General features: G+C 61.7%; 23 protein-coding genes. 8 read left to right on the top strand and 15 right to left on the bottom strand.

Annotated features, from left to right (window positions below):
- Window positions 1-43 precede the first annotated feature (43 nt).
- Window positions 44-3,517, bottom strand: coding sequence for a DUF2126 domain-containing protein (locus tag M0D68_RS32360; protein WP_093634878.1), 3,474 nt, complete (start codon window positions 3,515-3,517; stop codon window positions 44-46).
- Window positions 3,518-3,537: 20 nt separating this feature from the next.
- Here M0D68_RS32360 and M0D68_RS32355 point away from each other — a divergent pair, with 20 nt between their 5' ends.
- Complete coding sequence (locus M0D68_RS32355; protein ID WP_200619277.1) at window positions 3,538-3,747, top strand: hypothetical protein; 210 nt, start codon at window positions 3,538-3,540, stop codon at window positions 3,745-3,747.
- An 83-nt stretch (window positions 3,748-3,830) separates the two neighbouring features.
- Window positions 3,831-5,081 carry a putative zinc-binding metallopeptidase gene (locus tag M0D68_RS32350; protein WP_093634880.1) on the top strand — a complete coding sequence of 417 codons (1,251 nt, stop codon included), beginning with the start codon at window positions 3,831-3,833 and terminating at the stop codon, window positions 5,079-5,081.
- A gap of 113 nt (window positions 5,082-5,194) precedes the next feature.
- Here M0D68_RS32350 and M0D68_RS32345 read toward each other — a convergent pair whose 3' ends face one another.
- From M0D68_RS32345 to phaP, 3 genes are all read right to left on the bottom strand, one after another.
- Window positions 5,195-6,469 (bottom strand): DUF3443 domain-containing protein, encoded by a 1,275-nt coding sequence (locus M0D68_RS32345; protein WP_093634881.1) that lies wholly within the window; start codon window positions 6,467-6,469, stop codon window positions 5,195-5,197.
- Window positions 6,470-6,480: 11 nt separating this feature from the next.
- Window positions 6,481-6,930 (bottom strand): DUF2844 domain-containing protein, encoded by a 450-nt coding sequence (locus tag M0D68_RS32340; protein WP_093634882.1) that lies wholly within the window; start codon window positions 6,928-6,930, stop codon window positions 6,481-6,483.
- 583 nt (window positions 6,931-7,513) lie between these two features.
- On the bottom strand, window positions 7,514-7,942 hold the full coding sequence (gene phaP, locus M0D68_RS32335; protein ID WP_093634883.1) for a phasin family protein: 429 nt from the start codon (window positions 7,940-7,942) through the stop codon (window positions 7,514-7,516).
- 352 nt (window positions 7,943-8,294) lie between these two features.
- On the opposite strand from phaP, the gene M0D68_RS32330 reads away from it, so the two are divergent.
- Both M0D68_RS32330 and M0D68_RS32325 read left to right on the top strand, forming a co-directional pair.
- On the top strand, window positions 8,295-8,741 hold the full coding sequence (locus M0D68_RS32330; protein ID WP_200658444.1) for a hypothetical protein: 447 nt from the start codon (window positions 8,295-8,297) through the stop codon (window positions 8,739-8,741).
- 592 nt (window positions 8,742-9,333) lie between these two features.
- Window positions 9,334-10,104, top strand: coding sequence for a DUF4410 domain-containing protein (locus M0D68_RS32325; protein WP_256456787.1), 771 nt, complete (start codon window positions 9,334-9,336; stop codon window positions 10,102-10,104).
- Between the two features lie 129 nt (window positions 10,105-10,233).
- Here the strand turns inward: M0D68_RS32325 and M0D68_RS32320 are convergent, their stop codons facing one another.
- Window positions 10,234-11,331: an NADH:flavin oxidoreductase/NADH oxidase gene (locus tag M0D68_RS32320; protein WP_200619274.1), complete on the bottom strand. Its 1,098-nt coding sequence runs from the start codon at window positions 11,329-11,331 to the stop codon at window positions 10,234-10,236.
- Window positions 11,332-11,418: 87 nt separating this feature from the next.
- Here M0D68_RS32320 and M0D68_RS32315 point away from each other — a divergent pair, with 87 nt between their 5' ends.
- Entirely contained in the window at window positions 11,419-11,748 is a 330-nt protein-coding gene (locus M0D68_RS32315; protein ID WP_054040413.1) for a helix-turn-helix transcriptional regulator, read from the top strand.
- A 51-nt stretch (window positions 11,749-11,799) separates the two neighbouring features.
- On the opposite strand, the gene M0D68_RS32310 is transcribed toward M0D68_RS32315, so the two are convergent.
- Genes M0D68_RS32310 through M0D68_RS32300 form a run of 3 tightly spaced genes read right to left on the bottom strand, consistent with a single transcriptional unit; the run spans window position 11,800 to window position 14,713 of the window.
- Window positions 11,800-13,158 (bottom strand): ATP-binding protein, encoded by a 1,359-nt coding sequence (locus M0D68_RS32310; RefSeq protein ID WP_200619273.1) that lies wholly within the window; start codon window positions 13,156-13,158, stop codon window positions 11,800-11,802.
- Between the two features lie 21 nt (window positions 13,159-13,179).
- Window positions 13,180-13,875 carry a response regulator transcription factor gene (locus M0D68_RS32305; RefSeq protein WP_200619272.1) on the bottom strand — a complete coding sequence of 232 codons (696 nt, stop codon included), beginning with the start codon at window positions 13,873-13,875 and terminating at the stop codon, window positions 13,180-13,182.
- 10 nt (window positions 13,876-13,885) lie between these two features.
- A complete protein-coding gene (locus M0D68_RS32300; protein WP_200619271.1) occupies window positions 13,886-14,713 on the bottom strand; it encodes a MipA/OmpV family protein in 828 nt (275 codons plus the stop codon).
- A gap of 222 nt (window positions 14,714-14,935) precedes the next feature.
- Here M0D68_RS32300 and M0D68_RS32295 point away from each other — a divergent pair, with 222 nt between their 5' ends.
- The gene (locus M0D68_RS32295) at window positions 14,936-15,277 is read left to right on the top strand and encodes a hypothetical protein (protein ID WP_200619270.1); all 342 of its coding nucleotides are present in this window, start codon (window positions 14,936-14,938) and stop codon (window positions 15,275-15,277) included.
- Window positions 15,278-15,330: 53 nt separating this feature from the next.
- On the opposite strand, the gene M0D68_RS32290 is transcribed toward M0D68_RS32295, so the two are convergent.
- The 3 genes from M0D68_RS32290 to M0D68_RS32280 form a co-directional block, all read right to left on the bottom strand.
- Entirely contained in the window at window positions 15,331-15,942 is a 612-nt protein-coding gene (locus M0D68_RS32290; protein ID WP_093634931.1) for a glutathione S-transferase family protein, read from the bottom strand.
- 163 nt (window positions 15,943-16,105) lie between these two features.
- The gene (locus tag M0D68_RS32285; RefSeq protein ID WP_093634890.1) at window positions 16,106-17,083 is read right to left on the bottom strand and encodes a zinc-binding dehydrogenase; all 978 of its coding nucleotides are present in this window, start codon (window positions 17,081-17,083) and stop codon (window positions 16,106-16,108) included.
- Between the two features lie 164 nt (window positions 17,084-17,247).
- On the bottom strand, window positions 17,248-17,838 hold the full coding sequence (locus tag M0D68_RS32280; RefSeq protein ID WP_200619267.1) for a TetR/AcrR family transcriptional regulator: 591 nt from the start codon (window positions 17,836-17,838) through the stop codon (window positions 17,248-17,250).
- A 161-nt stretch (window positions 17,839-17,999) separates the two neighbouring features.
- Between M0D68_RS32280 and M0D68_RS32275 the strand changes: the two genes are divergently transcribed.
- Window positions 18,000-20,480, top strand: coding sequence for a phospholipase D-like domain-containing protein (locus M0D68_RS32275; RefSeq protein ID WP_266226416.1), 2,481 nt, complete (start codon window positions 18,000-18,002; stop codon window positions 20,478-20,480).
- Window positions 20,481-20,735: 255 nt separating this feature from the next.
- Here the strand turns inward: M0D68_RS32275 and M0D68_RS32270 are convergent, their stop codons facing one another.
- From M0D68_RS32270 to M0D68_RS32255, 4 genes are all read right to left on the bottom strand, one after another.
- Window positions 20,736-21,446, bottom strand: coding sequence for a hypothetical protein (locus M0D68_RS32270; protein WP_200619265.1), 711 nt, complete (start codon window positions 21,444-21,446; stop codon window positions 20,736-20,738).
- A 173-nt stretch (window positions 21,447-21,619) separates the two neighbouring features.
- The gene (locus M0D68_RS32265; RefSeq protein WP_093634894.1) at window positions 21,620-22,648 is read right to left on the bottom strand and encodes an alpha/beta hydrolase; all 1,029 of its coding nucleotides are present in this window, start codon (window positions 22,646-22,648) and stop codon (window positions 21,620-21,622) included.
- A 37-nt stretch (window positions 22,649-22,685) separates the two neighbouring features.
- Window positions 22,686-23,111 (bottom strand): organic hydroperoxide resistance protein, encoded by a 426-nt coding sequence (locus tag M0D68_RS32260; RefSeq protein WP_200619263.1) that lies wholly within the window; start codon window positions 23,109-23,111, stop codon window positions 22,686-22,688.
- A gap of 219 nt (window positions 23,112-23,330) precedes the next feature.
- Window positions 23,331-23,897 carry a TetR/AcrR family transcriptional regulator gene (locus tag M0D68_RS32255; protein ID WP_266226415.1) on the bottom strand — a complete coding sequence of 189 codons (567 nt, stop codon included), beginning with the start codon at window positions 23,895-23,897 and terminating at the stop codon, window positions 23,331-23,333.
- A 244-nt stretch (window positions 23,898-24,141) separates the two neighbouring features.
- Here M0D68_RS32255 and M0D68_RS32250 point away from each other — a divergent pair, with 244 nt between their 5' ends.
- Window positions 24,142-25,050 (top strand): LysR family transcriptional regulator, encoded by a 909-nt coding sequence (locus M0D68_RS32250; protein WP_200619310.1) that lies wholly within the window; start codon window positions 24,142-24,144, stop codon window positions 25,048-25,050.
- Window positions 25,051-25,076: the final 26 nt, after the last annotated feature.

Below are 25,076 nucleotides of genomic sequence, written 5' to 3'. Positions count from 1 at the left end.
TCGTGTCGTTCTTAAAAGTATGCTGCCGCTTCAGTCTACCAGGTTACCAGTAGCGCAGGTCCAACGTAAACGGAAACTCGAGGCTGCGCTGCGGTACACCGACCGTAAGCGGCCCCGGCGTATGACCGGATGCGAAGAAGCGTGCGCGCCGCCGGCTTTCGGCCTCGTAGGCGTTGACCGGGAAGGTCTGATAGTTGCGCCCGCCCGGATGTGCGACATGATACTGGCATCCGCCGACCGAGCGGCCAGTCCATGTATCGACCAGGTCGAAAGTGAGCGGCGCATCCACACCGATGGTCGGATGCAGCGCCGACGGTTGCGCCCAGGCGCGAAAGCGCACGCCGGCCACATATTCGCTGACGCGGCCCGTCGGCTGAAGCGGCACCGGCACGCCGTTGACCGTCACCACATGGCGGTTGTCGTTCAAACCGAGCGCGCGCACTTCGAGCCTTTCCACGGACGAATCCACGTAACGCACCGTGCCGCCCGGCGAGCCCTCCTCACCCATCACGTGCCACGGTTCGAGCGCGTTGCGGATCGTCAGCGAGACGCCGTTCACCGTGGTCTCGCCGACCAGCGGGAAGCGGAATTCGAAGTGCGGCGCGAACCAGCTGCTCTCGAAGGCGAAGCCCGCCTGGTTGAGTTCGCCGAGTACGTCGTCGAAATCCATCTTGGCGAAGGTGCCGAGCAGGAAGCGGTCATGCAGCTCCGTGCCCCAACGTGTGAGCCGCTGCGTGTACGGCGTGTGCCAGAAGCGCGCCACCAACGCGCGCAGCAGCAACTGCTGGACGAGACTCATGCGTGCATGCGGCGGCATTTCGAAGCCGCGCAACTCGAGCAGGCCAAGGCGGCCAGTGGGACCATCGGGCGAATAGAGTTTGTCGATGCAGAACTCGGCGCGGTGCGTATTGCCCGTCACGTCGATCAGGATGTTGCGCAACGAGCGGTCGATCATCCACGCCGGCAGGTTCGCGCTGTCGCGTCCGCCGAGCAGATCAATCTGCCGCTGCAGCTCGCGGAACGCCACCTCCAACTCGTACACCTGGTCGTTGCGTGCCTCGTCGACGCGCGGCGCCTGGCTCGTCGGCCCGATAAAGAGCCCGGAAAACAGATACGACAGCGACGGATGGTTATGCCAATACGCGATCAGGCTGGCCAGCAGATCCGGACGGCGCAGGAACGGACTGTCAGCAGGCGTCGCGCCGCCGAGCACGAAGTGATTGCCGCCGCCGGTCCCCGTATGGCGGCCGTCGGTCATGAACTTCTCGCTGCTCAGATAGCTCTCGGCCGCGGACTGATACAGGTACTCCGTGTTGTCGACCAGTTGCTCCCAGCTCGAAGCCGGATGAATGTTCACCTCGATTACACCCGGGTCCGGCGTCACCTGCAGGACCTTCAGGCGCGCATCGCGCGGCGGCGGATAGCCTTCGAGCACCACCTGCATCTGCAATTCGGCGGCCGTCGCTTCGATCGCCGCGAGCAGGTCGAGATAGTCGTCGAGTTCGGTGAGCGGCGGCATGAACACATGCAACAGCGAGCGGCCGCTGCCGAACGCTTCGGTTTCCGCCTTCGGACCGGCAGCCCGTTTCGGGTCGCGTGCTTCGACGCAGATCGCCGTACGCAGCGTTTCCTTCGACGACTGCCCACGCTCCGGCGGCTGCTGGTCGCCTGACTGAGGCGCAAAGGCCACCACGCCACTGCCCGCCATGCCGCTCAACAGATCCGCCGCTGACGACGACAACGCCGCCGCACGCCGCGCATCGGCGGCGCTCAAGGTGCGCTGTTCGCCGTCGTATTGCATGCGCAATTGCGCGGCCGGACGCAACGGCACCGGTGGCGCAAACGGATCGTGCGCGTGCTGATACGGATAGTCGGTCTTCGACACCCACGGCAGCGAATCGAGCGGCAAGCGATAACCCATCGGCGAATCGCCGGGAATCAGGAACATGCGTTCGTCGCGGAAGAACCAGCGGCCGCTGACCCACTTCGGCGGCTCGTTCGGCACGTCGCGTTCGCGTGCGAGCGGCAGGACAAAACCGGTCGCGCCGCCCAGGCCCGCGTCGAACACACGCCGCAGGCGCACACGCTCCAGCTCGTCATCCAGACGCGCATCGAGCGGATCGACGTTGACCGGCAGACGGCGCTCGCGCCACAGGTAGTACCAGACGTCTTCGAAGCCGGGCTGGATGCAGTCCGTGTCGAGCGCTAGCTTGGTCGCCAGATGAGCGAGGAAACGCTGGGCGTCGGCGGCCGTGTAGGTGCCCGGCTCGCGTTCGTCGGCGAAGAGCGTGGGGTCTTGCCAGCACGGCTCACCGTCGGCGCGCCAGTAGAGCGACATCGCCCAGCGCGGCAACTGTTCGCCCGGATACCACTTGCCCTGGCCAATATGCAGAAAACCGTTTGCGCCGTAGCGCGAGCGCAGCTTGTCCATCAGCGCGACCGCGTAGCCGCGTTTGGTGGGGCCGAGGGCGTCGGTGTTCCATTCGGCGGCGTCGCGATCGCGCACCGACACGAAGGTCGGCTCGCCGCCCATCGTCAGGCGCACGTCCATCTCGGTCAGGCGCTGGTCGACCTGCTCGCCCATTTTAACGACGTCGCTCCACACTTCTTCGGTGAAGGGCTTGGTGACGCGCGGCGTCTCCAGGACCCGTTCGATCGACATGGTGTGCTCGAACTCGACTTCGGATTCGTCGACCGCGCCGGAGATCGGCGCCGCGCTGCCGGGTTCCGGCGTGCAGGCGACCGGAATATGGCCCTCCCCGGCCAGCAGGCCGGAGGTCGGGTCGAGGCCGATCCAGCCCGCGCCCGGCAGGTAGACCTCGCACCATGCGTGCAGGTCGGTGAAGTCGACTTCGGTGCCGCTCGGGCCGTCGATGGATTTGACGTCGGGCGCGAGTTGCAGCAGATAGCCGGAGACAAAGCGCGCCGCCAACCCCAGTTGCCGGAGCGTCTCGACCAGCAGCCAGCCCGAATCACGGCAGGAACCCGCGGCGCTGACCAGCGTTTCCTCGGGCGTCTGCACGCCCGGCTCCATGCGGATCAGGTAGCGGATCTCGCGTTGCAGCCGCTGATTCAGTCCGACGAGGAAGTCGGCGGTGACCATCGGCTTACGGTCAATACTCGCGACGAACTCGGCGAAGCGCGGCGTCATCGGCCGCTTGACGAGGTACGGGGCGAGCTCCAGCGCGAGGCCGGGCGCATACTCGAACGGAAACCGTTCCGCCGACGGTTCGAGAAAGAAATCGAACGGGTTGTAGACCGCCATCTCGGCGACCAGATCCACGGTCACCTTGAATTCGCGCGTCTTCTCGGGGAACACGAGGCGCGCCTGATAGTTGGCAAACGCGTCCTGCTGCCAGTTGATGAAGTGTTCAGCCGGTTCGACCCGCATCGAATAAGACAGGATGGGGGTCCGGCAATGCGGCGCAGGCCTGAGACGCACGACCTGGGGCGACAGCGCAACCAGCCTGTCGTAGCGGTAATGTGTGACATGATTCAACGCGACGCGAATGGACACACCGGACTCCTGGACAAGGGATGGCAGCCCGCCAAAAAGCAAGCTTCATGCCGTGGATCGAAAAACCGCGAGAACTGGCTGTACTGCCCGGATTACCGCCTGCTGCGAAGTTTGCCGCATCTGTCGACCGTCCGGTCGATCGATCAGCGCGCCTTTCCCTTACCTTTTCAGCAGCCGCGCACCAAAGCGGCGCAGCGCCGATGCACGATCATGCACGTAATGTGCGTTAAACCAGTGACGTCTGGCAAATGCGGCATGAAGATTGCGCGTTAGCTTCGCCCCAAGACTGCCACCCACCACCCAGGTTCGATCAATGAAAACCTTCCACTGCAATCGCTGCTCGCACCTTGTGTTCTATGAAAACGTTCGTTGCGAACGCTGCGAGGCATTGCTCGGATATGTGCCTGAACTGGCCGAAATCAGCGCTTTCGAAGACGCCGGTGAAGGCCGCTGGCGCAGCCTGCACCCGCGTGGCGAGGGTGCGCTGTTCCGGCAATGCCACAACTACGCAGTCGAAAATGTCTGCAACTGGATGATCCCCGCCGACTCGCCCGACACGCTGTGCCGCGCCTGCCAGCTCACGCGCACGATTCCGAATCTGAGCGCGCCGGACAACCGGCTCTACTGGTACCGGCTGGAAATGGCGAAGCGGCGTCTGCTGTACACGCTGGCCGCGCTCGGCCTCGACGTGCCCTCGCGCAAGGACGATCCCGAATCCGGCCTGGCATTCGAATTCCTCGAGGACGGCGGCGACGGTGAGCGCGTCATGACCGGCCACGACAACGGCCTGATCACGCTGAACATCGCCGAAGCCGAAGACGCCTACCGCGAAAAGGTGCGCAGCGCGATGGGCGAGCCCTACCGCACGCTGCTCGGGCACTTTCGCCACGAGACGGGCCACTACTACTTCAGCCAGCTGGTCGAGAACGACCCGCGCTGGCTCGAGCCCTACCGCAAGCTGTTCGGCGATGAGCGCGCCGACTACGGCGAAGCGCTGACGGCCTACTACCGCGACGGCGCGCCAAAAGACTGGCAGGGTTCGTATATCAGCGCCTATGCGACGATGCATCCCTGGGAAGATTGGGCCGAAACGTGGGCGCACTACATGCTGATCGTCGACGTGCTGGATACGTCGACCTCATATGGCCTCGCCTTGCTACCCGACGACCCGAGCGAGCCGACGCTGACCGACCGCACGCCCATCGAAGACGCGAGCTTCGAGAATCTGATGAAACGCTGGTTTCCGCTCACGTATGCGTTGAACAGCCTGAATCGCAGTCTCGGCATGCCCGACGGGTATCCGTTCACGCTGGCCTCGCCGGTCGTGGATAAGCTGCGATTCGTGCATCGGGTGATTGCGGCAGCCGGTGATAAAACGCAACCACGTGAAGCGGCGAAGCCGGCGCCGCTGTCTGCGCCACAACCCGTCGCTCAACCTATGATGTCGCAAGAGCCGGTGCAGGCGCCCGTCATGCAGACAATCGCGCCGTCAGCGCCGCCCTTGCAATCCGAACCCGCCGCCGTCAAAGCAGCACCCGCCAAGCGGGCCACACGCCGGCGTTAGTCCAGTCAGTCACACCCCCCGCACGTGGAACGCTTCGAGAATCTATAAAAAAACCCGCTGCAGGATCAACCGGCAGCGGGTTTTTTTCATCGGAGCCAAACCTGGCCGATCACTCAATACGCGACATAAGGCCCCGTACCGCCAGGCGTCGTCTGCTGCTCGACGGCGGCGTACACGTTACGCCCGTAGAAGAACGGCAGGCCCCAGTCGAAAATCGACGACGTTACAAAGGCCGGTCCCGCCAGCAGCGGCAACGCTGAATCGCCGCTATACGTCTGCGAGATCGTCGTGGCATTGCCGACGCTGAAGCTCACCGCGCTCGTCGTGCCGTTCACCCCCTGGATCATCGCGCTCAACGACTCGGTCGACGCCGGGCAGTAGTAGGCGCTATTGGGGCTCGCGCATGCCGGCATCACACTGGTCTGGAAGAACAGACCCGTCGAGCCGCTGTCCAGAATACTGCTCGAATACGTCGTGCCGTTCTGTACCGTCGTAAAGGTGCCGTTCGACGGACTCACGCCGATCACCTGCGCGCTGCCCAGCGCATTGTTGGTCTGCGTACCGATGCCGAACACCAGTTGCCCGCTGACCGACTGCGCGCCGCCCGACACCGTCGGCAAGCTCAACATCGAACCGTTGTTGTCGGTGGCGAAGTACGGAATCGGATTGGCGACTTGCAGCGCTTCAGCAAGCGGAATCGACGTGCAGGTCGTGCCGCTGCAGCCGTAATACGTGCCGGCCACTGCCTGTTGCACACAATTCGCGCCGCAGTCGTGCTTGAACACGCCGATGCCCAGAATGCCGTTGGCCTGCAACGTACCCGGCGTGTTGCGCGACGCGCCGACGCTCGCGCAATCCGACGGCACCGAAGCGTAGTTCGGGTCGATCACCTGGATCGGCAGCGAGGCCGCTTTTTCACCGGCGATCTGCAGGTCGGCGAGCTTCACCGAACCCCATGTGTAGCCGTCGAAGAACTGCATGCATTCGGCAACCAGATGGCCCGCGGCGTCCTTCTGTTGCGGCAGCGCCATCGAGGCGGGCAGTTGCGAGGCGAACACGCGCACGCCCCACGAACCGGTATCCACCAGGATGTGATCGATGGTTTGACACTGGCTGGTGCCGGGCGCACAAATCGTGATGCTGACGAACGGCATGTTCGGCACATTGCTCACGCCGGAGTCGACCGTTACGCGCACCGCGTTGGCGGCCACCACCTGCGGCGAAGGCGAGGTATTGGTGACGGTGGGACCAGCCGAAAGGCTCGTCGTGCCGGAACTCGATGAGGAGCTGGAACCGCCGGAGCCGCCGCCTCCACCGCCGCAGGCACTGACGAGCAACGCGAGCAGCGCCGCGCACAGGAGGGTAACGAACGAAGACGTATGACGCATGATTCGCTCCGTTATTGAATGACGCCGACATCGACGCCCGCAGGCACCGCTTGCGGCAGATAGGCGTAGCCGGCAAACGCGCGCAGGTGCCCGCCGGAGAACACCACCAGATCGCTGCCGGACACCGCGAGCGGCGTGCCACGCCGGGTTGCGGTAGCGGCGACGTACTGGTCGAACGACGCGCCCAGCATGGTTTTCAGATCCGGCAGCGTCGGGCCCTGCCACGCGACACCGAAGACGATGCCGTTGGGCGCGACGTACTCGCGCACCAGCGTGCCGGACGGCATCGTCACCAGGTGCACCGAGTACGCGCTTTGCGTAGTGACCGTATGAGCCACGGCGTGAAGGCTCGTCTGATCGCTGTCGACAGAACTGACGTTCTGGCCGAGCGTGGCGTGCGCGGCAAACGACAGCGCGCAGCCTGCCCCGAGCATTGCGCGAGCAATGCTTGTAGAAAGCATCGGTTTCAAGAGATTTCCTTCGAGGTGAAACGCTCGTGGCCAGCGGATGAGCCGATCACGAACGGGGAATCCAGGGGCGCACTCCTGACCGGCGGTGCCGGTTCTGCATTCACACCGGTTGGGTTGCGTGAATGCGTCTACGGAGTGGCTGCACGAAACTTTAGTGACCGCGCAAGGGCATGGCAATCGTTTGCGGGATGATTTAAACCTTCTGCTTGCTCGACGCCGTTTGAACCTGTTTGATATTTGAGGACAGGATCACCAAGGGACGTCGCTTGAGCGCAGATTTTGCCGACACGCCCTGTTTAAAGCGAACACACGCATTAAATAACGGGGCCACAGTAGAAAAATATTAATGCGTGTCGCATGTCACCAATAATGTAAGCGTCCGCTGAATAATTCGCGTCTGCAGACCTGTTTCATCTGATCATTGCGGCACATGCGGACTGCTTTTGTGTGAAGAGAAAATCGCGTACTTATGCGGTTCGAAGCGGCAAAAAAAATGCCGCGGATAACTTGATGGTCATCCGCGGCATCGGGTACTTCGCTGCTAGTTCATTGCGGCTTCAGCAAGCCGCGTCCGTTACTTTTTCTGCTGCTGTTGCAAGAGCGATTTAAGCTCCTGCACATTTTCTTCTACGCGTTTTGCGATCACCGCATACGACTCAGCCTGCGTCTGATACGCGGCTTGCGCCAACTGCTGCATGTCGGCGAGCGACTTATGCAGGCTTTGCTGGATCAGTTCAGCAGCTTTCGCCGGAGGCGCGGCGCCGCCGGCCGACAACTGCCCGGTGAGCGACTGCAATTCGCCCAACGTGGTGCGCAGCATCTCGGTCTGTTTCTGCGCAAGTGACTGCATACCCTGGAATGCGGTCTGATTCGCCTGAACCAGTGCTTCCACGTCCTTGCGTCGCGCTTCCATGATGGCGGGTACGTCGAAGCCGGGAAGCTTGAACTGCTCCAGCATTTTGGTGAAGTCGCCAAACGGATTGGTGGCGTCAGGTTGGCTCATGCGAAATCCTCCTTAACGGTTGAATACTCGCCCGCAGTGCCTCGCCGCGATGGGTTTCTCCGCATAGGCACCAGTGGCGTCGTGTGCGCCGCGTCTCCGGCAGAGGCGTGCTGCTTCTGGGGTCGGACGGCACATTGCGTCAATCATGCGCCATCCGGCCACATTGCGCCAGCGGGCACACCCTGGCGTTGGGCGTCTCTTTGCCGGAACGTTTGACGGTTTAGGCCACGAAGGATGCAAGGCCCTGTAAGTTACAAGATAGCTTCAGTAACCCGGCAAAACGGCATGTCGACTATCGTTTCCCATGTACCGGCGCACGTTGCGCCGGTACTGTCTCATTGGGAGCGACATCATGAAAAAAGGACTGCTGAGCGCGGCACTGGCCGCTGTTTTGACCGCGGCCGCCACTGGCGCGCTGGCACAGGAAGCGGCCGCACCGCCGCCCGCTTCAGCCCCCGCGCACGGCGAGCCGCATCACGGCGACGGGCCATCTTTCCCGCATGGGCCAATGGGTCCGGGTTTCGCGGTAGTCAACGATCTGGAACAGTTGCGCCGCCTGTATGCGATGAGCGGGCGTGAAGGCGAGATCGTCGCCGTGTATCACGAGGTGTTGAGCAAGACGCAAGATCCGATGCTGCGCCACTACGTGTACGACTCGCTGGCCCGCGAGCAGTTGAAGCCGGCCAATCCTGACCAGGCGATTGCGACGCTGCGCACCAGTCTGTCGGAGGATCTCGTTGCGACGAACAGGCAGCCGCATGGCATGCCGGTAGAGGTGCAACCGGCTGCTCAGCAATAAAGCGCGGACTCGATTATCACGCAGTCGAACGGCCGGTAATTCCAACCCAAAGCAAGGGACACGGCAATTCGTCCCGATAGAAAATCGGTTGGAAGCGCTTCCGTCGAAAAGCAGCGCAGCCGATCGGCGCGCTGCGTTAGCTGTCGCACATTGCCGCCTCACTGCCCACTTTTCATCTTCCCTCAGGTGATTAGGATGAGAGCACCGTAACGCTAGTGCCTGGTGAACAATGCGCTATCCGCTCAATATGGCCGTCGCCGCCGTTCTTCTTGTCTTCGTTCTTTGCTGCATCGTCAAACTTGCCTTGAGTTGACACTCTCCCGTCGCATTCACCCCATGCCAAACCTGCCCCACAGCCGCATGTTTCGCCGTGACATTGCGCGAAATAATTGTTGAATGGAGTTCGGGAAGTGACTCGCCCATACTTCGTTTCGCTGCCGGTGCGTACGAAAAAAGACGCATGAGATCAAGGGTGCTTTGCGTGAAAACGCGTGTGCGAATGCAACCCCGATGATCAACGATCCCACGGTTGCCCGATCATCGGAAGATGCATTCGAAGCTAACGGCACCGCGTGCCGACGACAGGATGAACATGTTCACTTCAGTGAGTTTCCTCAAAAAGAATGCCGCCCGTTTTGCATGCGTTGCGATGGTCTGCGGCAGCGCGCTCCTGACCGGTTGCGCCGGCGGCAGCATCAACAACGCGACCCAGACCAGCGCACAGCCGCAAGTGCGCCCGGACAATATCTATGTCTACACCTTCGACACCAATCCGGATCAGGTGAAACTGGACAACGGCGGCATGCTGAAGAAATTGAAGGCGCAACTCGACGGTTCGTCCGCCGCGGAAAAACAATCAGCCGATGCGGTCGCCGTGCGTGAGCAGGTGGCTAACGAAATCGTGCATCAATTGCAATCGATGGGGTTGCGCGCGATTCGTTCGGACATCCCCGCCCCGGCCGACCAGAACGTCCTGCTCGTGCAAGGCAGCTTCGACACGATCGACGCGGGCAATCGCCGCCGCCGCGTGCTGATTGGACTCGGCGCCGGCAAGAGCGAGGTAAGCAGCTCCGTGCAGATTCTCTACAAGCCGGCTGGCGGCACCGCGCGGCTGGTGCAAAGTTTCAATGCCACCGGCGACAGCGGCAAAGCACCTGGCATGGTCGAAACAGCCGGCGTGGGTGCAGCCGCCGGAAGCATCGCGACTTCGGCTGCTGTGGGCGGCAGCTTGCACGCTGTCTCCGAAACCAAGAAGGCTGGCGTTTCAGCGGACGCAAAACGCCTCGCCGACGCGGTGGCAAAACAGGTGGCGCAGATCGGTGTAAGCGGCGGCTGGCTCTCGACGGAGCACGTCAAAGGATAAGCAATCCGCAGCAGGCCTGAACGACAAAAAGCGCGTAGCAGAGTGAATGAAATTCACACCCTGCCACGCGCTTTTTACGCGCTTTTTACGTTTTCAGAGCCTTCGCTTAGCGCACGCGTCCTGCAACGTTCAGGCGACGGCGTAACGTTCGAGCCAATGCGCGTACGGCGCCGGCAGCGTCCACGAAGGACGTTCGATACCAAGCTTGCGCGCCGCATGGTACGGCCAGTGCGGATCGGCCAGATGCGCGCGGCCGACCATCACCAGGTCCAGTTGCTCGTTCTTGATGGAGCGGTCCGCCAGTTCCGGCGTATCGATGCCCCACGCGGACGAAACGGCGATACCGGCTTCGCGGCGCACACGCTCTGCGATCGGCGCGAGAAACGCCGGCGCCCATGGAATACGTGCGGCAGGCGTGGAGAAGCCCACGCTGACGCTCAGCATATCCAGCCCTTCGCGCTTGAAGTTCTTCGCCAGTTCGATCGACTCGGCGAGCGTTTCCTCGTCGCGTCCGTCGTACTCGATCACGCCGAAACGCGCCGTCAACGGCAGATGCTCAGGCCACACCTTGCGCACAGCGGCCAGGGTTTCCAGCAGGAAGCGGCTGCGGTTTTCGAGGTTGCCGCCGTACGCGTCATCGCGTTGATTGGAGTGCGTCGAGAAAAAGCTCTGGCCGAGGTAGCCGTGTGCGAAGTGCAGTTCGAGCCATTCAAAACCCGCATCAAGGGCCCGCTTAGCAGCGGCGACGAAGTCTTCGCGCACGCGGGCGATGTCGTCGAGCGTCATCGCTTTCGGTACTTTCGGCAGCCCGCCGCCGAAGGCGATCGCCGACGGCGCGATGGTCTGCCAGCCGCGGGAGTCACTTTCTGCGATGTGGTCGTCGCCTTCCCACGGACGGTTGGCGCTGGCTTTACGGCCCGCGTGGCCGATCTGGATGCCCGGCACGGCGCCCGCTGCCTTGATCGACGCAACGACCGGCGCGAAAGCCTGCGCCTGCTCGTCGGTCCAGATGCCCGCGCAGCCCGGCGTGATACGGCCCTCGGGCGACACCGCCGTCGCCTCGACGATCACCAGCCCCGCACCGCCGCGCGCCAGACCGGCGAGGTGGACGCGGTGCCAGTCGTTGATCAGGCCGTCTTCGGCGGTGTACTGGCACATCGGCGGAATGGCGATCCGGTTGCGCAAGGAAACGTCCTTGAGCTTGTAGGGCTGAAATAATGCTGACATCGGGCTAAACTCCTGTGAACATGCTTGTACGGTAGTTCGACAAACATCGAACTATGGAGTATGGCAGAAACCTTTATCATCTGCACAATGCGCACCTATACCCATCCTGCCGCCGAGGATTTCACGCTCGGACGGCTCTTTCATGCTCTTAGCGACCCCGTGCGCCTCGAGATCGTCCGTCAGCTTTCAACGGTCGACGAGGCCACCTGCGGCGACCTTGACGGCGGCCGCCCCAAGTCGAGCGTCTCCCATCACTTCCGGATCCTGCGTGAGGCGGGGCTGGTGCGCACGCGCGTTGCCGGCACCGTGCATCAGAATTCGCTGAGGCGTGACGAGTTGGATGCCCGCTTTCCGGGCTTGATGGAGGCGATCATCAAACAGATCGCTAATGAACCGGCGTTGAGCGAACCGGCTTGATGGCCGGTTGAAAATCGGCTGAAGATCGATACAAGCGCAACAAGCGCGGCGCTACGAGAACCACACCGCGAAGCGTGTGCCTGACATCAGACTGCTCACGGTCAAGCGCCATTCGTGAGCCGTCGCGATCTCCTTGCAGATCGCGAGACCGAGTCCGGCGCCGTCATGCCGTGCATCCGGCGCGCGCCAGAACCGCTTGAAGAGAAACGGCAGATACTCCTGCCTGATGCCCGGTCCTTCGTCCTGAACCTGCACCGAGACGGCATCGACGATCAGCACGACCGAGCTATGTGCCGGCGACGCATTGATCGCGTTCTCAACGATGTTCTTGAGCAGAATGAACAACGCGCTTCGATCCGCCCAGATCGACGGCGACGCGACCGTGGTTTCGAGCCGGAGCGTCACCTCCTTGCGGTCGGCCTTGCGCGCAAGATAAGCGACCACGTCCTGCACCACGTCGACGATATTCACCTCGCCGAAACTGAAATTCTGCGACTCGCTAACTTCGGCGAGATGCAACAGTTGCCGAACCTGACGCGCCATCAGATCGATTTCGCGAAACAGCAATTCCTTGTCGTTGATCCCTGGCTGCAGTTCGATCTGGCCGCGGATCAAGGTGAGCGGCGTCTGCAATTCATGCGCGGCTGACGCGAGAAACTGCTGCTGCACGGCGAAGCCGTTTTCGAGTCGGTCGAGCGCTTCATTGAAGGCATGGATCAACGGCTTGATTTCACTCGGAACGCCCTCGACGGAGAGCCGCGTCGTGAGGTTGCGCGGCGTAATCCGCGCAGCCGCGCGCGACGCCTCTCTGAGCGGCTTGAGCACCCGATGCACTGTAAATGGGAAAGTCAGGCCAAAAATGATCGTGGCCACGACAATGATCGTCTTGATGATCGCCGGCATCGGCCTGACCTTGGCGTCGATAAGCGCGTCGACGAAGCGCTCCGACGTTGCGGTCTGGGTATAGAAAACTGCCGGGCCGCGCACAACCCGCAGCGTCAGGACTTCGAATGGCTTCGCCCCTATCTCCGCCCGCCGAACATTGCCAACGGCCCTGGATAGATCACCCGCAATCCATGCTTCACTCCCCTGGGCACCTTCCGACGCCAGCAACACGTTGCCGCGTTCGTCGAGTACCCGGTACTTCAGTTCCGTCGGCGCAACCTCGAAAAGCCAGGCCTTCTGCGAAGGAAGCGCCACGGAAACCAGACGGCCGGCACCGTCGAACCGGAGTCCACTGGTAATCGCCGTGGCGCTTTCCATTTCCTCGTGCAACCCGAGCATCTGCTGAGGGAAGTGACTGAACGCATAGGTAGCGGCCGTCGCCAGCACGGTCAGGCTGATCGCGAGAGCAACAATGCTGGTCACCCAAAGCCGCGCGGACAAACTGCGAATCCAGTGTTTGAGCATGGTGAGCAATGGGCCGTTGATTTAGTGCTGCCCGGTGGAGCCGGCCGCAACCTGAAGCGCGAAGCCCGCGCCGCGAATATTGGCGAGCCGTGTCGTCGCGCCGAGCGTGGTCAGCTTTTTACGCAGGCGATGCAGCGTGACTTCGAGCGCATTGGGCGTGACGGCTTCGCCGAGTCCCCACGCGGCATGTTCGAGCGCCGCGTGCCGGACGGTGGCGCCCGCCGCCTTCACGAGGCACAGCACGATCTGCAACTCGGCAGGCGCCAGCAGAACAGACTGCGCGCCGCAGCGCATGGCGCGTTGCTGCGGATCGACCGTGACGTCTCCGAACGAAATCACCAGATCCGTCAGCGCCACCGGCCGGCGCATCAGCGTACGCACCCGCGCGACCAGTTCACTCATGGCGAAGGGCTTGGTCACGTAGTCGTCCGCACCGTTTTCCAATCCGTCGACGCGGTCATGCAGCGCGTCGCGCGCGGTCAGCATGAGCGAGGGCGTCATCTGCCCTGCCGTGCGCAACGTCCGCAGAAAAGTCAGGCCGTCGCCATCCGGCAACCCGCGATCGATGATGAGCACCGCATAGTCGGCACGGCTCACACCATAATGCGCCTCCGAAATGGTGCCGAACACATCGGTCTCGATGCCTGCAGCGGAAAGCGCCTGACGGATCATGCCGGCCAGGCGCTCGTGGTCTTCGATCAGTGCGACACGCGACATGCGGTGGTGCTCAGTTGAATTCGTAAAGGTAGCCGACCCTGGCTTGCGGAATATAGCGTTTGCCCACCAGCGGACTGTCGGTGATGCCGCTGCCCAGGTGCGCGACGCCGACGTCGAGAATCAGGATCTGATGACGCGTGAACTTGTAGTCGATACGCGTTCCGACCGAGATGTCGTAGGTCGCCTTGCCGGCATATTCCGGGCGCCCGGCGCGCGCTTCGGACGAGCGTACGCCGTAATAGTAATCGACATATTTGCTGCTCAACCAATCCACGCCGGCGTGCGGTTCGAACTCGAATTTGCCGTACTCGAAGGTCTTGCTGAAATCGATCGTGGCTTTCTGGCCCTTGTTGCCGCCCTCCAGAAAATCGCCCGAGAGTGTGCCGTATGCGGTGTGCCATGCAAGCGCCGGGCCGTACCAGAACGCGCCGTTGCGGTTCTGCATGCCGCTCAGGATCGGCGCATCCGACGCCTTGTAGCCGTCGCCGATGGCGTATTGTCCGCGCAAGGCGAGGCTCACGTTGCTCCACTTGCCGATCTTCAGATCGACAGCCGTCCCAAATGCATGCACCCATTTGTTGTCGAACGAAATCAGCGGAATCGGTGTGTATTTCGTGCCGTAGCCTTTGTAAGGCGCCTGCTCGATGCCCGCGCCCACGCCCAGACCCCAATGCGTCACGTTGGTGGAATTGTTCAGCACGGTGAAACCTGTGTCGTCCGCCGTGGGCGGCTCCGGACTCTGGCCGTCGGCCCAGGCCGTGCCCGAATACGCCCAGAATGATGCGAACGATGCGATAGCCAGTAACAGCCTGCGCTCACGGCGAAGAGTTTTTTTCACGTCGAGTCCTGAGTTGATGGATGAGGCGGCATCGACTCTAGAACCACTGGACTTACTCGTTACTTACTCGAAGCGGTGGGAACGGACGTATTGGCTTGCAGCACACGGGATAGGGAACGATCGCGGCAGCACATGCCTCAGAAATGCCCGCCGGCCGTAAGTATCAGGTAAGTCATGCGAGTTCAGCATCGAGACCGCTATCCGATTGCGGGATCTCACTCGATGAAACTCACCACTACGACCGCACTGCGCGCAAACGCCGTGCTCCTCTGCCTCTCGACGTGCGTCGCCATCATACCGAGCCTGACCCTTTCGGTGCTGTTCGGCCTGTTCGACGACAACCCGCCGTCGCTGCCCTACCACGGGGCCACGATCGCACTCGCACTGCTCGTCATGTTTTCGTTGCGATGGGGCGCACGCCGCGCGTTCGATGCGGCTTTAGCGGCACACCAGGTCAGATTGCTCGACGAGCCCGCCGACCAGGCATCGATCGACGCGTACTGCGCGCGTGCGTGGCTCGTCCAGTTACATGTGGAACTGCAGGGGCGTCACTGCATCGATTGATTGATCTGGGACTGCGCTGGGAGAGCGATGGCGCCGCGGCAGCCCTCAATCACTTACGCGCCGCCCTTCTCCATCGCACGCTGGTACGCGGGGCGCGCCTCGATGCGATCGACAAACGCAGTGATATTCGGGAACGCGTCGCGTCCGCAAAACTTGAGGCACGTTTGCGCGACGAACGAGAGCTGGATATCGACACCCGTCAATTCATCGCCCATCAGGTAATCGCGGCCGGCCAATTCCTGATTCAGAAAGCCGAGGTGATTCTGCAACTCACTTTCGATTCTCGGTTGCAACGGAGCCGCACCTTCGCCAAGACGCGCCGTGTACACCTTCAGCATCAGCGGCAGCATGGCCGAGCCTTCGGCATAGTGCAGAAACTGCGCGTAACGATCGTACTCGTCGGTTCCGTATGCAGGGGCGAGGCGGCCGTTGCCATGGCGGCGAATCAGATAGTCTACGATCGCACCCGACTCGAAAATCACTTTCTCGCCGTCGCGAACCACAGGGGCCTTGCCCAGCGGATGGATCGCCATCAGTTCCGGCGGAGCGAGACGGGTTTGCGGATTCCGCTGATATTGAACGAGCGTGTAGTCGAGGCCGAGTTCTTCCAGCAACCAGGTAATGCGGCGCGAACGGGATTCGTTGAGGTGATGGACTTCGATCATGGAGTGGGTTGTTGAGTCGGTGAGAGAAAGCGCGGACAACGCCTGCCGCGAAACCGTTCGACGATTCACGTGGGCAGGCATTGGAAGGATCTTGCGAACGGGCATCAGCGTGACACTGCACGGCATAAACTTGTGCGTCGATGCAGCAACACGCCTCTGCTCGTTAGAACCGCAACAGCACCTTGCCCTTGCGCGCGCTCTTCCCGCTCTCCGCTGCAGCTTGCGCCACGTTCTCGACGTTGAAGACGGCTTCCACCGGCAGCTTCAGTTCACCCGACGCAGCGAGCCTCAGCAATTCGCCGATCATTCGCGCTTTATCCGCCCCCGAAGTGACCTCGAAAATCTTGCTCGCCCAGAAACCCTTGACGGTCGCCTGTTTGAAGATCGCATCGCCGGAACTGAGGCGCATCGGTTCATTGGACATCGCACCGAACGACACCAGGGTGCCGTTTTCGCCAAGCAGACCGAAGATGTCACCGCTGGCGTCGCCGCCCACCGAATCGACACCCGCCATAATCGGTGCATCGCCGACGATCTCGCGAACCCGCTTCTTCCAGCCGTCGCTTTCGGTCGACACTGCATTGCCGATACCGACCTCGGCCAATTCCGCAATGCCCGCCTCACGCCTGACCAGATTGATCCCATTGATGCCACGCGCGTTGGCGAGCATCGCCAGAGTCTTACCGACCGCACCGTTCGCCGTGTTCTGGATGAACCACTGACCGGGTTCGAGGTGCAGATATTCGAGCAACATGACCGCGCTCAACGGCATGGCGATCAGTTGGCAACCTACTTCGTCGCTGATCGCGTCAGGCAGCGGGACCACCGCTGCCGCCGGGGCCAGAACGTAATCGGCCCAGCCCTCGTAGATGCCGGCCACCACCACGCGCTGACCGGGCTTCAGGTGTTCGACACCTTCGCCGATCGCGTCGATCACGCCGGCGACTTCCGTGCCGCCCACGGCCGGCAGTTTCGGCTTGTAGCCGTACTGACCGCGAATCGTCCAGAGGTCGTGATTGTGAATCGGCGACAAGGTCGATTTGATGCGCACCTGGCCCGCGCCAGGATTCGGCGTGGGACGTTCCGCGACCTGCAGTACCTCGGCGGGATTGCCGAAAGAGGAATAGATAACGCTACGCAAAGTCGATCTCCTGGAATGTGCAACGATGAGGGCTCCGTTCTGCGCGGAGTGAGGGGTTCTGCGAGTGCTTGTTTGGGTGCTTCTGCAAATGGTTTTCTGAGTGCTTCGGTTGATGCTGCTGTCCGAAGAACCTAATCAACATCACCGCCTCGGCCGCGGCCATGTCATGCCGCGCGCAGGACGCTCTGCGTGACCGCCATGGCTTGCGCCATCGCGCTTCCATCCTGGCGGAGCTTGGTGACGAGCGCCGCGCCGAGCCACATGTGGTACAGGAGTTCCGCCGCCTCCCGAGCCCGGATCTCCGGCGAAAGCGAGCCGTCTGCCTGGCCTTCTTCGATCACGGAAGCAAGACGCACCATCAGGCGGTCGACGCCGTCGCGCAGCACCACGCGCATCTCATCGGACAGGTCGCCGACTTCCGCGCTCAGCTTCACCACCAGACATTTTTCGTCGCCGTCCTGATCCAGTTGCTCCTGCTGCCAGGCAGCCCAGTAGCTCAGCAGCTTGTCACGACCGTTGACGCCCGGCCGACCGAACAGCTCGTCGAGACGCACCGCGTAGTCGGCAACGTATTGCTGCAGCAACTCGCTGCCGAACGATTCCTTCGAGCCGAAGTAGTGATAGAACGAGCCCTTCGGGATCTCGGCGGTTGTCAGGATCTCGTTCAGCCCGACCGCGACAAAGCCCTTGCGCGCGATCAGCGCGCGCCCGGCGTCGAGGATGTGGCGGCGAATGTGGGGATGGCTAGCTCTCATAGGAACCGGATTATGGCCTCAATTAGACCAGTCGTCTAGAGCGCAAATGTGTGACTCGTTCGTGTCCGCTTTGCGGGACGGACACACTGCTGTCATGGCCACGCCATAACAACGCGTCACGCTGGGCATGAGCTGTTCCGTCCTCACCCAGGAGACATGCCATGTTGACCGCCCGCGTTGGAATCGTATCGCAATCCGCCGCCGTACCTTACACCGATGTCGTCCGTGTCGCGCAGGCACTCAACCTGCAGATCAGCCGCGATCTCGCCCCGATCTGGAACGTGTCGGGCACGGTCGTCGCGCTCGAGTCCACTGACCATCTCGATCCAGGCGTCTGGCCGGTTTACGTAGTGGACGAGGTTCAAGCGGGGGCCGCCGGCTTTCACCTGACCGAACACAACCAGCCGTTCGCGGTTGTCCTGGCCGGCAATACGTGGTCGCTATCGGCGAGTCACGAGATACTTGAAATGCTGGTCGATCCGGGCGGCAACCGCCTCACCGCGGCCAATGCGGTGACGATCATCGACAACGAAGTGCAGGACGGTGACGGCAAGGTCGAATACCTGGTCGATATTTGCGATCCGCCCGAAGACGCAACCTGCGCCTATCTGATCGACGACGTGCTGGTCTCGGACTTCTACACGCCCAATTATTTCGACCCTGCCGGCACGTCGGGCGCACGCTACAGTTTCAGTGGCAAGATCACGCGACCCCGTCAGGTGCTGCCTAATGGCTATCTCACCTGGTTCAACCCGCAGAACAACAAGTTGCAGCAGGTCAGGCATTTCGGCGCGCCCGAAATTATCGATCTCGCATCCGGGCAACCCGGTGGCGGATCGCTGACGGGGGGACGGTCGTTGCGCAGCTTCGTCGACGGCCTCACACAGTTGCCCCAGCCGCTCTCACAATTGAACGCCAGCGCACCGGCGGTGGAACGGCGGGACGCGCGCCGCATGATATTTGCCAGTGCGTTGCCAACCGGCGCGGCTCTTTTCTCGGCAGCGCTCGCTCGCCTCAAGACGGACCCTGCCGACACCACCGTTTCTGCACGGGAAACCCCAGCGATCAACATCCGGACCATGCTCGACACGCACGCCGAGTCGTTCCGGCAAGAGGGCGTGCTGTCCGTGCGTAGCGGCTTGCAATGGGCGACGCCTGGGCGCGCTGTGATGCGTGCCATTGTCGTCACCGTGTCGGCGGACAAGCTTACAGCGCTACAAGCCGCGTTGCCGAAGCAGATCGACGGCGTACCCGTCGATGTACGCGCAGCCGACACCATGGAATCGATGCAGGCGCTAGATCCCTCGCGATATTACGCACTAGCTGAAGCCCGCCATGAACTGCGGCAACCCGATTTCGCTGACCAGGTGTTCTTCGATAGACAAGGCAACGCACTCGCGAGTCCGCCTGCGCCGCTCCAGGCGTTCGTCGCTGCCCGTGCGCGCAAGGTGGAGATTCCGTACACACCGGCGCCCGATGCGAATCTCGATGCGGTGACGGAGCAGGTCTCCCTGGTCCTGCACGTGAGTCCCGATGCCGGATGGGCGGAGCTATCGAATTTCATCGCCGGCGTTCGCGAAGAACTGGTGGTGGGAATGTACGACTTCACGTCCGAGCACATTCTTACCGCAGTCGAGTCCGCGTTTGCCGGGGACCAGAAGCTGACGCTCACGCTCGATCATCCCGCGAAGAATCCCACCGCCGACCAGACCGACGAGCAAACCCAGACCGATCTATCGAAAAAGCTCGGCGAACGCTTCGCCGGCACATGGGCGCTCACCAATGCCGACCCGAAGGCACCTGTCTGGATCTATCCAAACGCGTATCACATCAAGGTCGCTGTGCGCGAAGACGATACCTTCTGGCTCTCCTCGGGCAACTGGAACAACAGCAATCAGCCGGAGATCGATCTGTCGGACGTGGCAGCCGCGCGCAAGCTCGCCGAGAAAAGCGATCGCGACTGGCATGTGATTGTCACGAGCAAGGCGTTGGCCAGCACGTTCCGCGCATTCCTGCAGCACGACTATGCGGTCTCCCACGACGCGATAACTGATGCCAAGGCACAGGGGCTGGATATTCCGGGCGCCGGAAACGCCGCTCTCGACGTTCCGATCGAAGCGTTTGCAGCCGGCAAAGCCCCGCGCCAGTTCTTCGCGCCCAGAACGTTGAGCGATAGCGTACAAATCCAGCCTCTACTCACGCCCGATAACTATCAGCCGCATGTTCAAGCGCTCATCGAGTCCACCCAGCAGCGCTTCTACATGCAGACCCAATATATCCATCCGAGCGGACGCCCGGACGATGCACAACATGATGCATTGATTGCGGCGGTGAAGGCGCTCATCGACCGCAAACTCGACGTGCGTCTCATCACCAGTCAGTTTCAGAACGACGCATGGGTCGAAAAGCTGGTCGCGGCGGGCGTCCCGTCGTCGGTGCTGCGCCGGCAGGCGAACGTTCACAACAAGGGAATCGTGGTCGATGGAAATGTCGTCATGGTCAGCAGCCAGAACTGGTCGGCGGACGGCACGCTGCGCAATCGCGATGCGGGCCTGATCATTCATAGCGCCGATGCCGCGGCTTACTTCGAGCAGATTTTCCTGCACGACTGGAATTATCTGGCTTCGCCGGTGGGGAGCTGAGGAGACTGGCGACGCACGCCTATGCGGTTCTGGAAACCGGCTCTGTAAAACGGAGGCGGCACAACGTGCCAGGCGGATTCGGTGGGAAGCTGCTGGCGATTCGACGTAATTTGTCCGTCACCTACCAACAATTTGGCGATGGCATGATGATGCTTCGTACCCGCCCCTGCGGCTCGAGAACTTGCAGCCGGATGTGCTGCAGTCCGACACCGCCCGGGCGGGCACGCTTTCTTCTAAACCCTGCATCGGCAGGGTTTAGCCCTTCGCGGGACGCCCCGTCTTCACCGTCTCGAGCGACGACACCGCGGCCAGCAGGCGCTGCGGCGAAGCCGACTCCAGCATCATCAGGCCTGCTCGCAACAGCTCACTCTTCTTCACCGGCACGCCGGCGTTGAGACACTTCTGCTTGAGCGACGCGATCATGTCGTAGTCCGATTTCGGCATCGTGAAGCTGTCGCGCACGACTTTTTCTTTCTTCGGCTGCTTGGCTTTCTTGGCTTCCGGAGCGCTGACAGGCGCGGCTTCCGCAGTTGCGGAACGCTTCGGCTTGGCTGCTTTCCTGGTGGTTTGCGCCGCTTCGGCAGTGGCCGCGGGCTTGGTTTTGGTTGCTTTCTTCACGACCGGCTTTGCTTCCGCCGCTGCCAAGGACTTCGCTTTAGCCGCCTTCTTGACGACAGGGGCCGTTTCCGCAGTTGCCGAGCGCTTTGCTTTGGCCGGCTTCTTGACGGCGGGCTTCGCTTCCGCAGTCGCCGCGCGTTTCACTTTTTTCGCTGCTTTCTTGACGACCGGCGTTGCTTCCGCAGCGGCTGCGCGCTTCGCTTTGGATGCTTTTTCGACGGCAGGCGCCGCTTGCGCCGGCTGCTCCGCCGCGACTACCGGCTCGGCGCCATCTACTGCGTGCCTGGACGAACTCTTGGGGAAGTGGAACGCCTTCTTGGTGTGCTCTTTCGTAACGGGTGTTGTCATGTGGTCTCTCCGTGTTGATAACCGTATAAACAGTATATACCGTTTATTTTGCTATCGGACATGGAGCGCCATAGGCTGCCGGTTCGGCAATCGACTTGCATACGTTGGGAAATACCGCTGGTAACCGCGGCGTGGTGCTGTCATGCAACACGCCGCGATCAAGGCGGGGCGGCTTACTTCAGACGCGCTTGCAATTCGTTGGCAAGCTGTCTCGTTGCGGCCTTGGTCGGCGCGTCGTTGGCGAGCGCGTTGAGCAAGCCAAAGTCGTGGATCGTGCCGTTGTAGCGAACCGTCGTGACTTCGTCGCCCGCTGTATCGAGCTTGCGACCATAGGCCTCGCCTTCATCGCGCAGTACGTCGAATTGCGCGACCTGGATGAGCGCTGGCGGCAGACCCTTCAACTGCTCCACTGACGCGCGCAGCGGCGACGCGTAGATCTCATTGCGCTGCTTCGGATCCTTGGTGTACGCGTCCCAGAACCACTTCATCATCGGCCGGGTCAGGAAGTGACCTTCCGGATAGGCGTTGTACGAGCCGTCGCTGAAATTGTTGTCCGTCACGGGCCACATCAGGCCTTGAAAGCGGATTGCAGGGCCCTGCTTGTTCTTCGCCATCAGGGATACAACCGCGGCCATGTTGCCGCCGACGCTGTTGCCCACTACTGCAAGGCGGCTGCCGTCCACACCGATTTCATTGCCATGTTCCGCGACCCATTTGGTGGCCGCGTACGCCTGATTGATCGCTACCGGGTAACGCGCTTCGGGCGACGGCGTGTAATTGACAAACACCGCCACAGCCCCGGATTGCACGACGAGGTCGCGCACCAGCCTCTCGTGCGTCTGGAAGTCCCCAAGGATCCAACCGCCGCCGTGGAAGAACATGAACACCGGCAACGTGCCCGTTGCGCCTTGCGGCCGTACGATCGTGATCGGCACGCTGATGCCGTCCTGCTCGATGGTCTTGTTCGACACATCGATGCCGGAGAGGTCAACCTTGACGCTGTTCTGCGCGCCGACCAGCACCTGACGCGCCTGCGCCGGTGTCAACGTGTTGATTGCCGGTCCTGTGCCGCTGTTCAACGCATGCAGGAACTGGCTGGTCACCAGATCGGGCGAGGCGGGTGTTGCCGGGCTTGCGGCAACGGCGAGCGTCGCGCTGGTTGCAAGTACAGTGGCCAGCAGCAAAGGCTTGAGGGTCTTCATGATGTTTTCCAGGTTCGTGACGGTGAGAGGCTGAGGCTTAGACGATCGTCAGGGTGACGTCGATGTTGCCGCGGGTCGCGTTCGAGTACGGGCAAACGACGTGCGCCTTGTCGACCAGCGTTTGTGCCGCTTCGCGCGGCATGCCGGGCAGCGAGATCTTCAGTTCCACTTCAATGCCAAAGCCATTCGGGATCTGGCCGATGCCGACGCTGCCATCAATCGAGACGTCCGCGGGGATGGCGATCTTGTCGCGGGCCGCGACGAATTTCATCGCGCCGAGGAAACAGGCGCTATAGCCGGCCGCGAAGAGCTGTTCCGGATTGGCGCCCTCGCCGCCCGCACCGCCCAGTTCTTTCGGCGTGGTCAGCTTGAAATCGAGGTTGCCTGCAGGCACCACGGCGCGGCCATCGCGGCCACCGGTGGCATGAGCTTGGGCACGGTAGAGGACTTTTTCGAGTGACATGGTGAAGCTCCTTACAAGAGTGAGTGATTGGACTTGCTATCTACTACTAGATAGATTCATCCGCAAAAAATTAAACAGACAAACCAGGCTTTTCCTGGCTACGTCATATTCCCCGCTTTATTCCCCACTCATCTATCTACTTGAAGATAGATGAGTGGGCCAAACAAAGAGGCGGCGTACCGCCTCATACCTGATTACCTGACTACCGCGATGCGAGCTTCACTTCGCGATCCGCACCGTTGCCTCGACGTCTTCGAGCCGGGCCTTGGTGTGGAACAGACGGCTTGCGAGCACACTGCCCTGAAAAGCCGCGTACAACGCCCGCGCCGCGTTTTCCGGTTTGCCGTTCACCGCCAGCGTCCCTTCCTGCATGCCTTGCGCGAGAACCTTGGCGAGCCAGTTTTCGTTCGCTTTAAAAAACGCCTGCACGGCCTGGCGGATGTTGTCGGGCAGTGATTCGATGTCTGCAGCCAGCATGCCGCACAGGCAGATCTGATTGCCATCACCGAGAGTCCTGCCGAACAGCTTCGCGTACTTGCTCAGCTTTGTGTCCGCTGCCAATGAAGCGTTAATGCCATGGAGCGCGCCCAATACCTCGTTGCTGTACGCATTCACCGCCTCCAGAACCAGGTCCTCTTTCGACGGAAAGTAGTAATGGATGCTCGAGGTTTTTACGCCGACCAGACTGGACAGATCACGGTAACTGAACCCGTTGTAACCACGCAGCATGATGAGCGTGATTGCGTGGTCGAGGATCTGTTCGCGCACTGTCGTTGTCGGTTCCATGGACTGAACTTTATCTACTCGTAGATAGACTGTCAAGTGACTTCGCAATTTTTCAGTCGATGCGACGTGGTTATCAGACATGAAGGCAGAGCCGCTGTGGCATAGACTGTTTTCTGTCGCCGGCTCAACCGTTGCCTATCCTGCGAAGCACCGTGGGAGACAGAGCCCGCCACCGGCGCCGCCGGTGGCGTCGAAAACGGCATTCCGTCCATCCTTTGTTCCAGTTGGTCGACGAGATCTCATCATGGAATATATCGAAAGCCTACGCATTTTCCGGTCGGTGGTCGAACTGAAGAGTTTCACCCGCGCGGCGGATATTCATGGGCTGGCCCGGCCGGCAGTGTCGCGGGCAATCGCGGGGCTGGAAGAGAGGATCGGATGCCGGCTGTTAAACCGGACGACCCGGCAGGTCTCACTCACCGAAGCCGCGGAACGATTCTACGAAGGCTGCGTGCGTATCCTGGACGACCTGGATGTACTCGAAGCGGACGTGGCCAACCAGACACGCGAAGCGGGTGGTGTCTTACGCCTCGTCGCTCATACGACGGCGACGGTAAGCCGGCTGGTTCCCCTGATCGCCGGATTCAAGCGGGCCCATCCGAAGGTCACGCTCGACGTGACGCTGACTGAACGGCCCGTCGACCTGGTCGGCGACGGGTTCGACCTGGGCCTCATTCTTCCGTACATGCTGACGAGCGAAACGACAGTCGTGCGTCTGCTCGAACGCATTCCGGTTGTCATCGTCGCGACGCCGCAGTATCTGCAGGCGTCGTCAACGCCGGGAGATCCGTCGGAACTGGCCAGCCACCTTTTTGTGCCGATGTCGCCGTCCATTCGTCGCCCCGCCATCGGCTTCCGGCTTGGCGAGGACGAACTGAGCGTTCCGCTTCGTTTCGATGTTTCGTCGAACAGCCCCGCCTTCAACCTGGAAATGGTGCTGCAGGGTTTCGGAATCGGTGTCGTGCCGGCAGCCCTTGTAGAGAACGAATTGGCCTCGGGAAAGCTCGTCCAGTTGCTCACCGGTTCGCAGCTTGTCGACGACAGCGTCGAAATCCAGCTCGCTTATAGCAACCGGACCCTGCTGCCTGCCAAAGTGCGTGCGTTTATTGACTATGCGGCTGCCTTCTTCGAAACGCTGGCGACATCGCGCTAATTCAGCGCCGACGAAAACAACCGGCG

It is taken from the genome of Paraburkholderia sp. SEWSISQ10-3 4, from assembly GCF_030464785.1.
In the GTDB taxonomy this organism is placed as follows: domain Bacteria; phylum Pseudomonadota; class Gammaproteobacteria; order Burkholderiales; family Burkholderiaceae; genus Paraburkholderia; species Paraburkholderia aspalathi.
Note: the sequence above shows the minus strand (reverse complement) of the source record. Positions and strands in the feature narration are given on the sequence as shown.

Coding starts and splice junctions, on each gene's coding strand:
- M0D68_RS32355 (WP_200619277.1), top strand. CDS start 3,538: ATGGCAGCCCGCCAAAAAGCAAGCTTCATGCCGTGGATCGAAAAACCG.
- M0D68_RS32350 (WP_093634880.1), top strand. CDS start 3,831: ATGAAAACCTTCCACTGCAATCGCTGCTCGCACCTTGTGTTCTATGAA.
- M0D68_RS32345 (WP_093634881.1), bottom strand. CDS start 6,469: ATGCGTCATACGTCTTCGTTCGTTACCCTCCTGTGCGCGGCGCTGCTC.
- M0D68_RS32340 (WP_093634882.1), bottom strand. CDS start 6,930: ATGCTTTCTACAAGCATTGCTCGCGCAATGCTCGGGGCAGGCTGCGCG.
- phaP (WP_093634883.1), bottom strand. CDS start 7,942: ATGAGCCAACCTGACGCCACCAATCCGTTTGGCGACTTCACCAAAATG.
- M0D68_RS32330 (WP_200658444.1), top strand. CDS start 8,295: ATGAAAAAAGGACTGCTGAGCGCGGCACTGGCCGCTGTTTTGACCGCG.
- M0D68_RS32325 (WP_256456787.1), top strand. CDS start 9,334: ATGTTCACTTCAGTGAGTTTCCTCAAAAAGAATGCCGCCCGTTTTGCA.
- M0D68_RS32320 (WP_200619274.1), bottom strand. CDS start 11,331: ATGTCAGCATTATTTCAGCCCTACAAGCTCAAGGACGTTTCCTTGCGC.
- M0D68_RS32315 (WP_054040413.1), top strand. CDS start 11,419: ATGCGCACCTATACCCATCCTGCCGCCGAGGATTTCACGCTCGGACGG.
- M0D68_RS32310 (WP_200619273.1), bottom strand. CDS start 13,158: ATGCTCAAACACTGGATTCGCAGTTTGTCCGCGCGGCTTTGGGTGACC.
- M0D68_RS32305 (WP_200619272.1), bottom strand. CDS start 13,875: ATGTCGCGTGTCGCACTGATCGAAGACCACGAGCGCCTGGCCGGCATG.
- M0D68_RS32295 (WP_200619270.1), top strand. CDS start 14,936: ATGAAACTCACCACTACGACCGCACTGCGCGCAAACGCCGTGCTCCTC.
- M0D68_RS32290 (WP_093634931.1), bottom strand. CDS start 15,942: ATGATCGAAGTCCATCACCTCAACGAATCCCGTTCGCGCCGCATTACC.
- M0D68_RS32280 (WP_200619267.1), bottom strand. CDS start 17,838: ATGAGAGCTAGCCATCCCCACATTCGCCGCCACATCCTCGACGCCGGG.
- M0D68_RS32275 (WP_266226416.1), top strand. CDS start 18,000: ATGTTGACCGCCCGCGTTGGAATCGTATCGCAATCCGCCGCCGTACCT.
- M0D68_RS32270 (WP_200619265.1), bottom strand. CDS start 21,446: ATGACAACACCCGTTACGAAAGAGCACACCAAGAAGGCGTTCCACTTC.
- M0D68_RS32265 (WP_093634894.1), bottom strand. CDS start 22,648: ATGAAGACCCTCAAGCCTTTGCTGCTGGCCACTGTACTTGCAACCAGC.
- M0D68_RS32260 (WP_200619263.1), bottom strand. CDS start 23,111: ATGTCACTCGAAAAAGTCCTCTACCGTGCCCAAGCTCATGCCACCGGT.
- M0D68_RS32255 (WP_266226415.1), bottom strand. CDS start 23,897: ATGGAACCGACAACGACAGTGCGCGAACAGATCCTCGACCACGCAATC.
- M0D68_RS32250 (WP_200619310.1), top strand. CDS start 24,142: ATGGAATATATCGAAAGCCTACGCATTTTCCGGTCGGTGGTCGAACTG.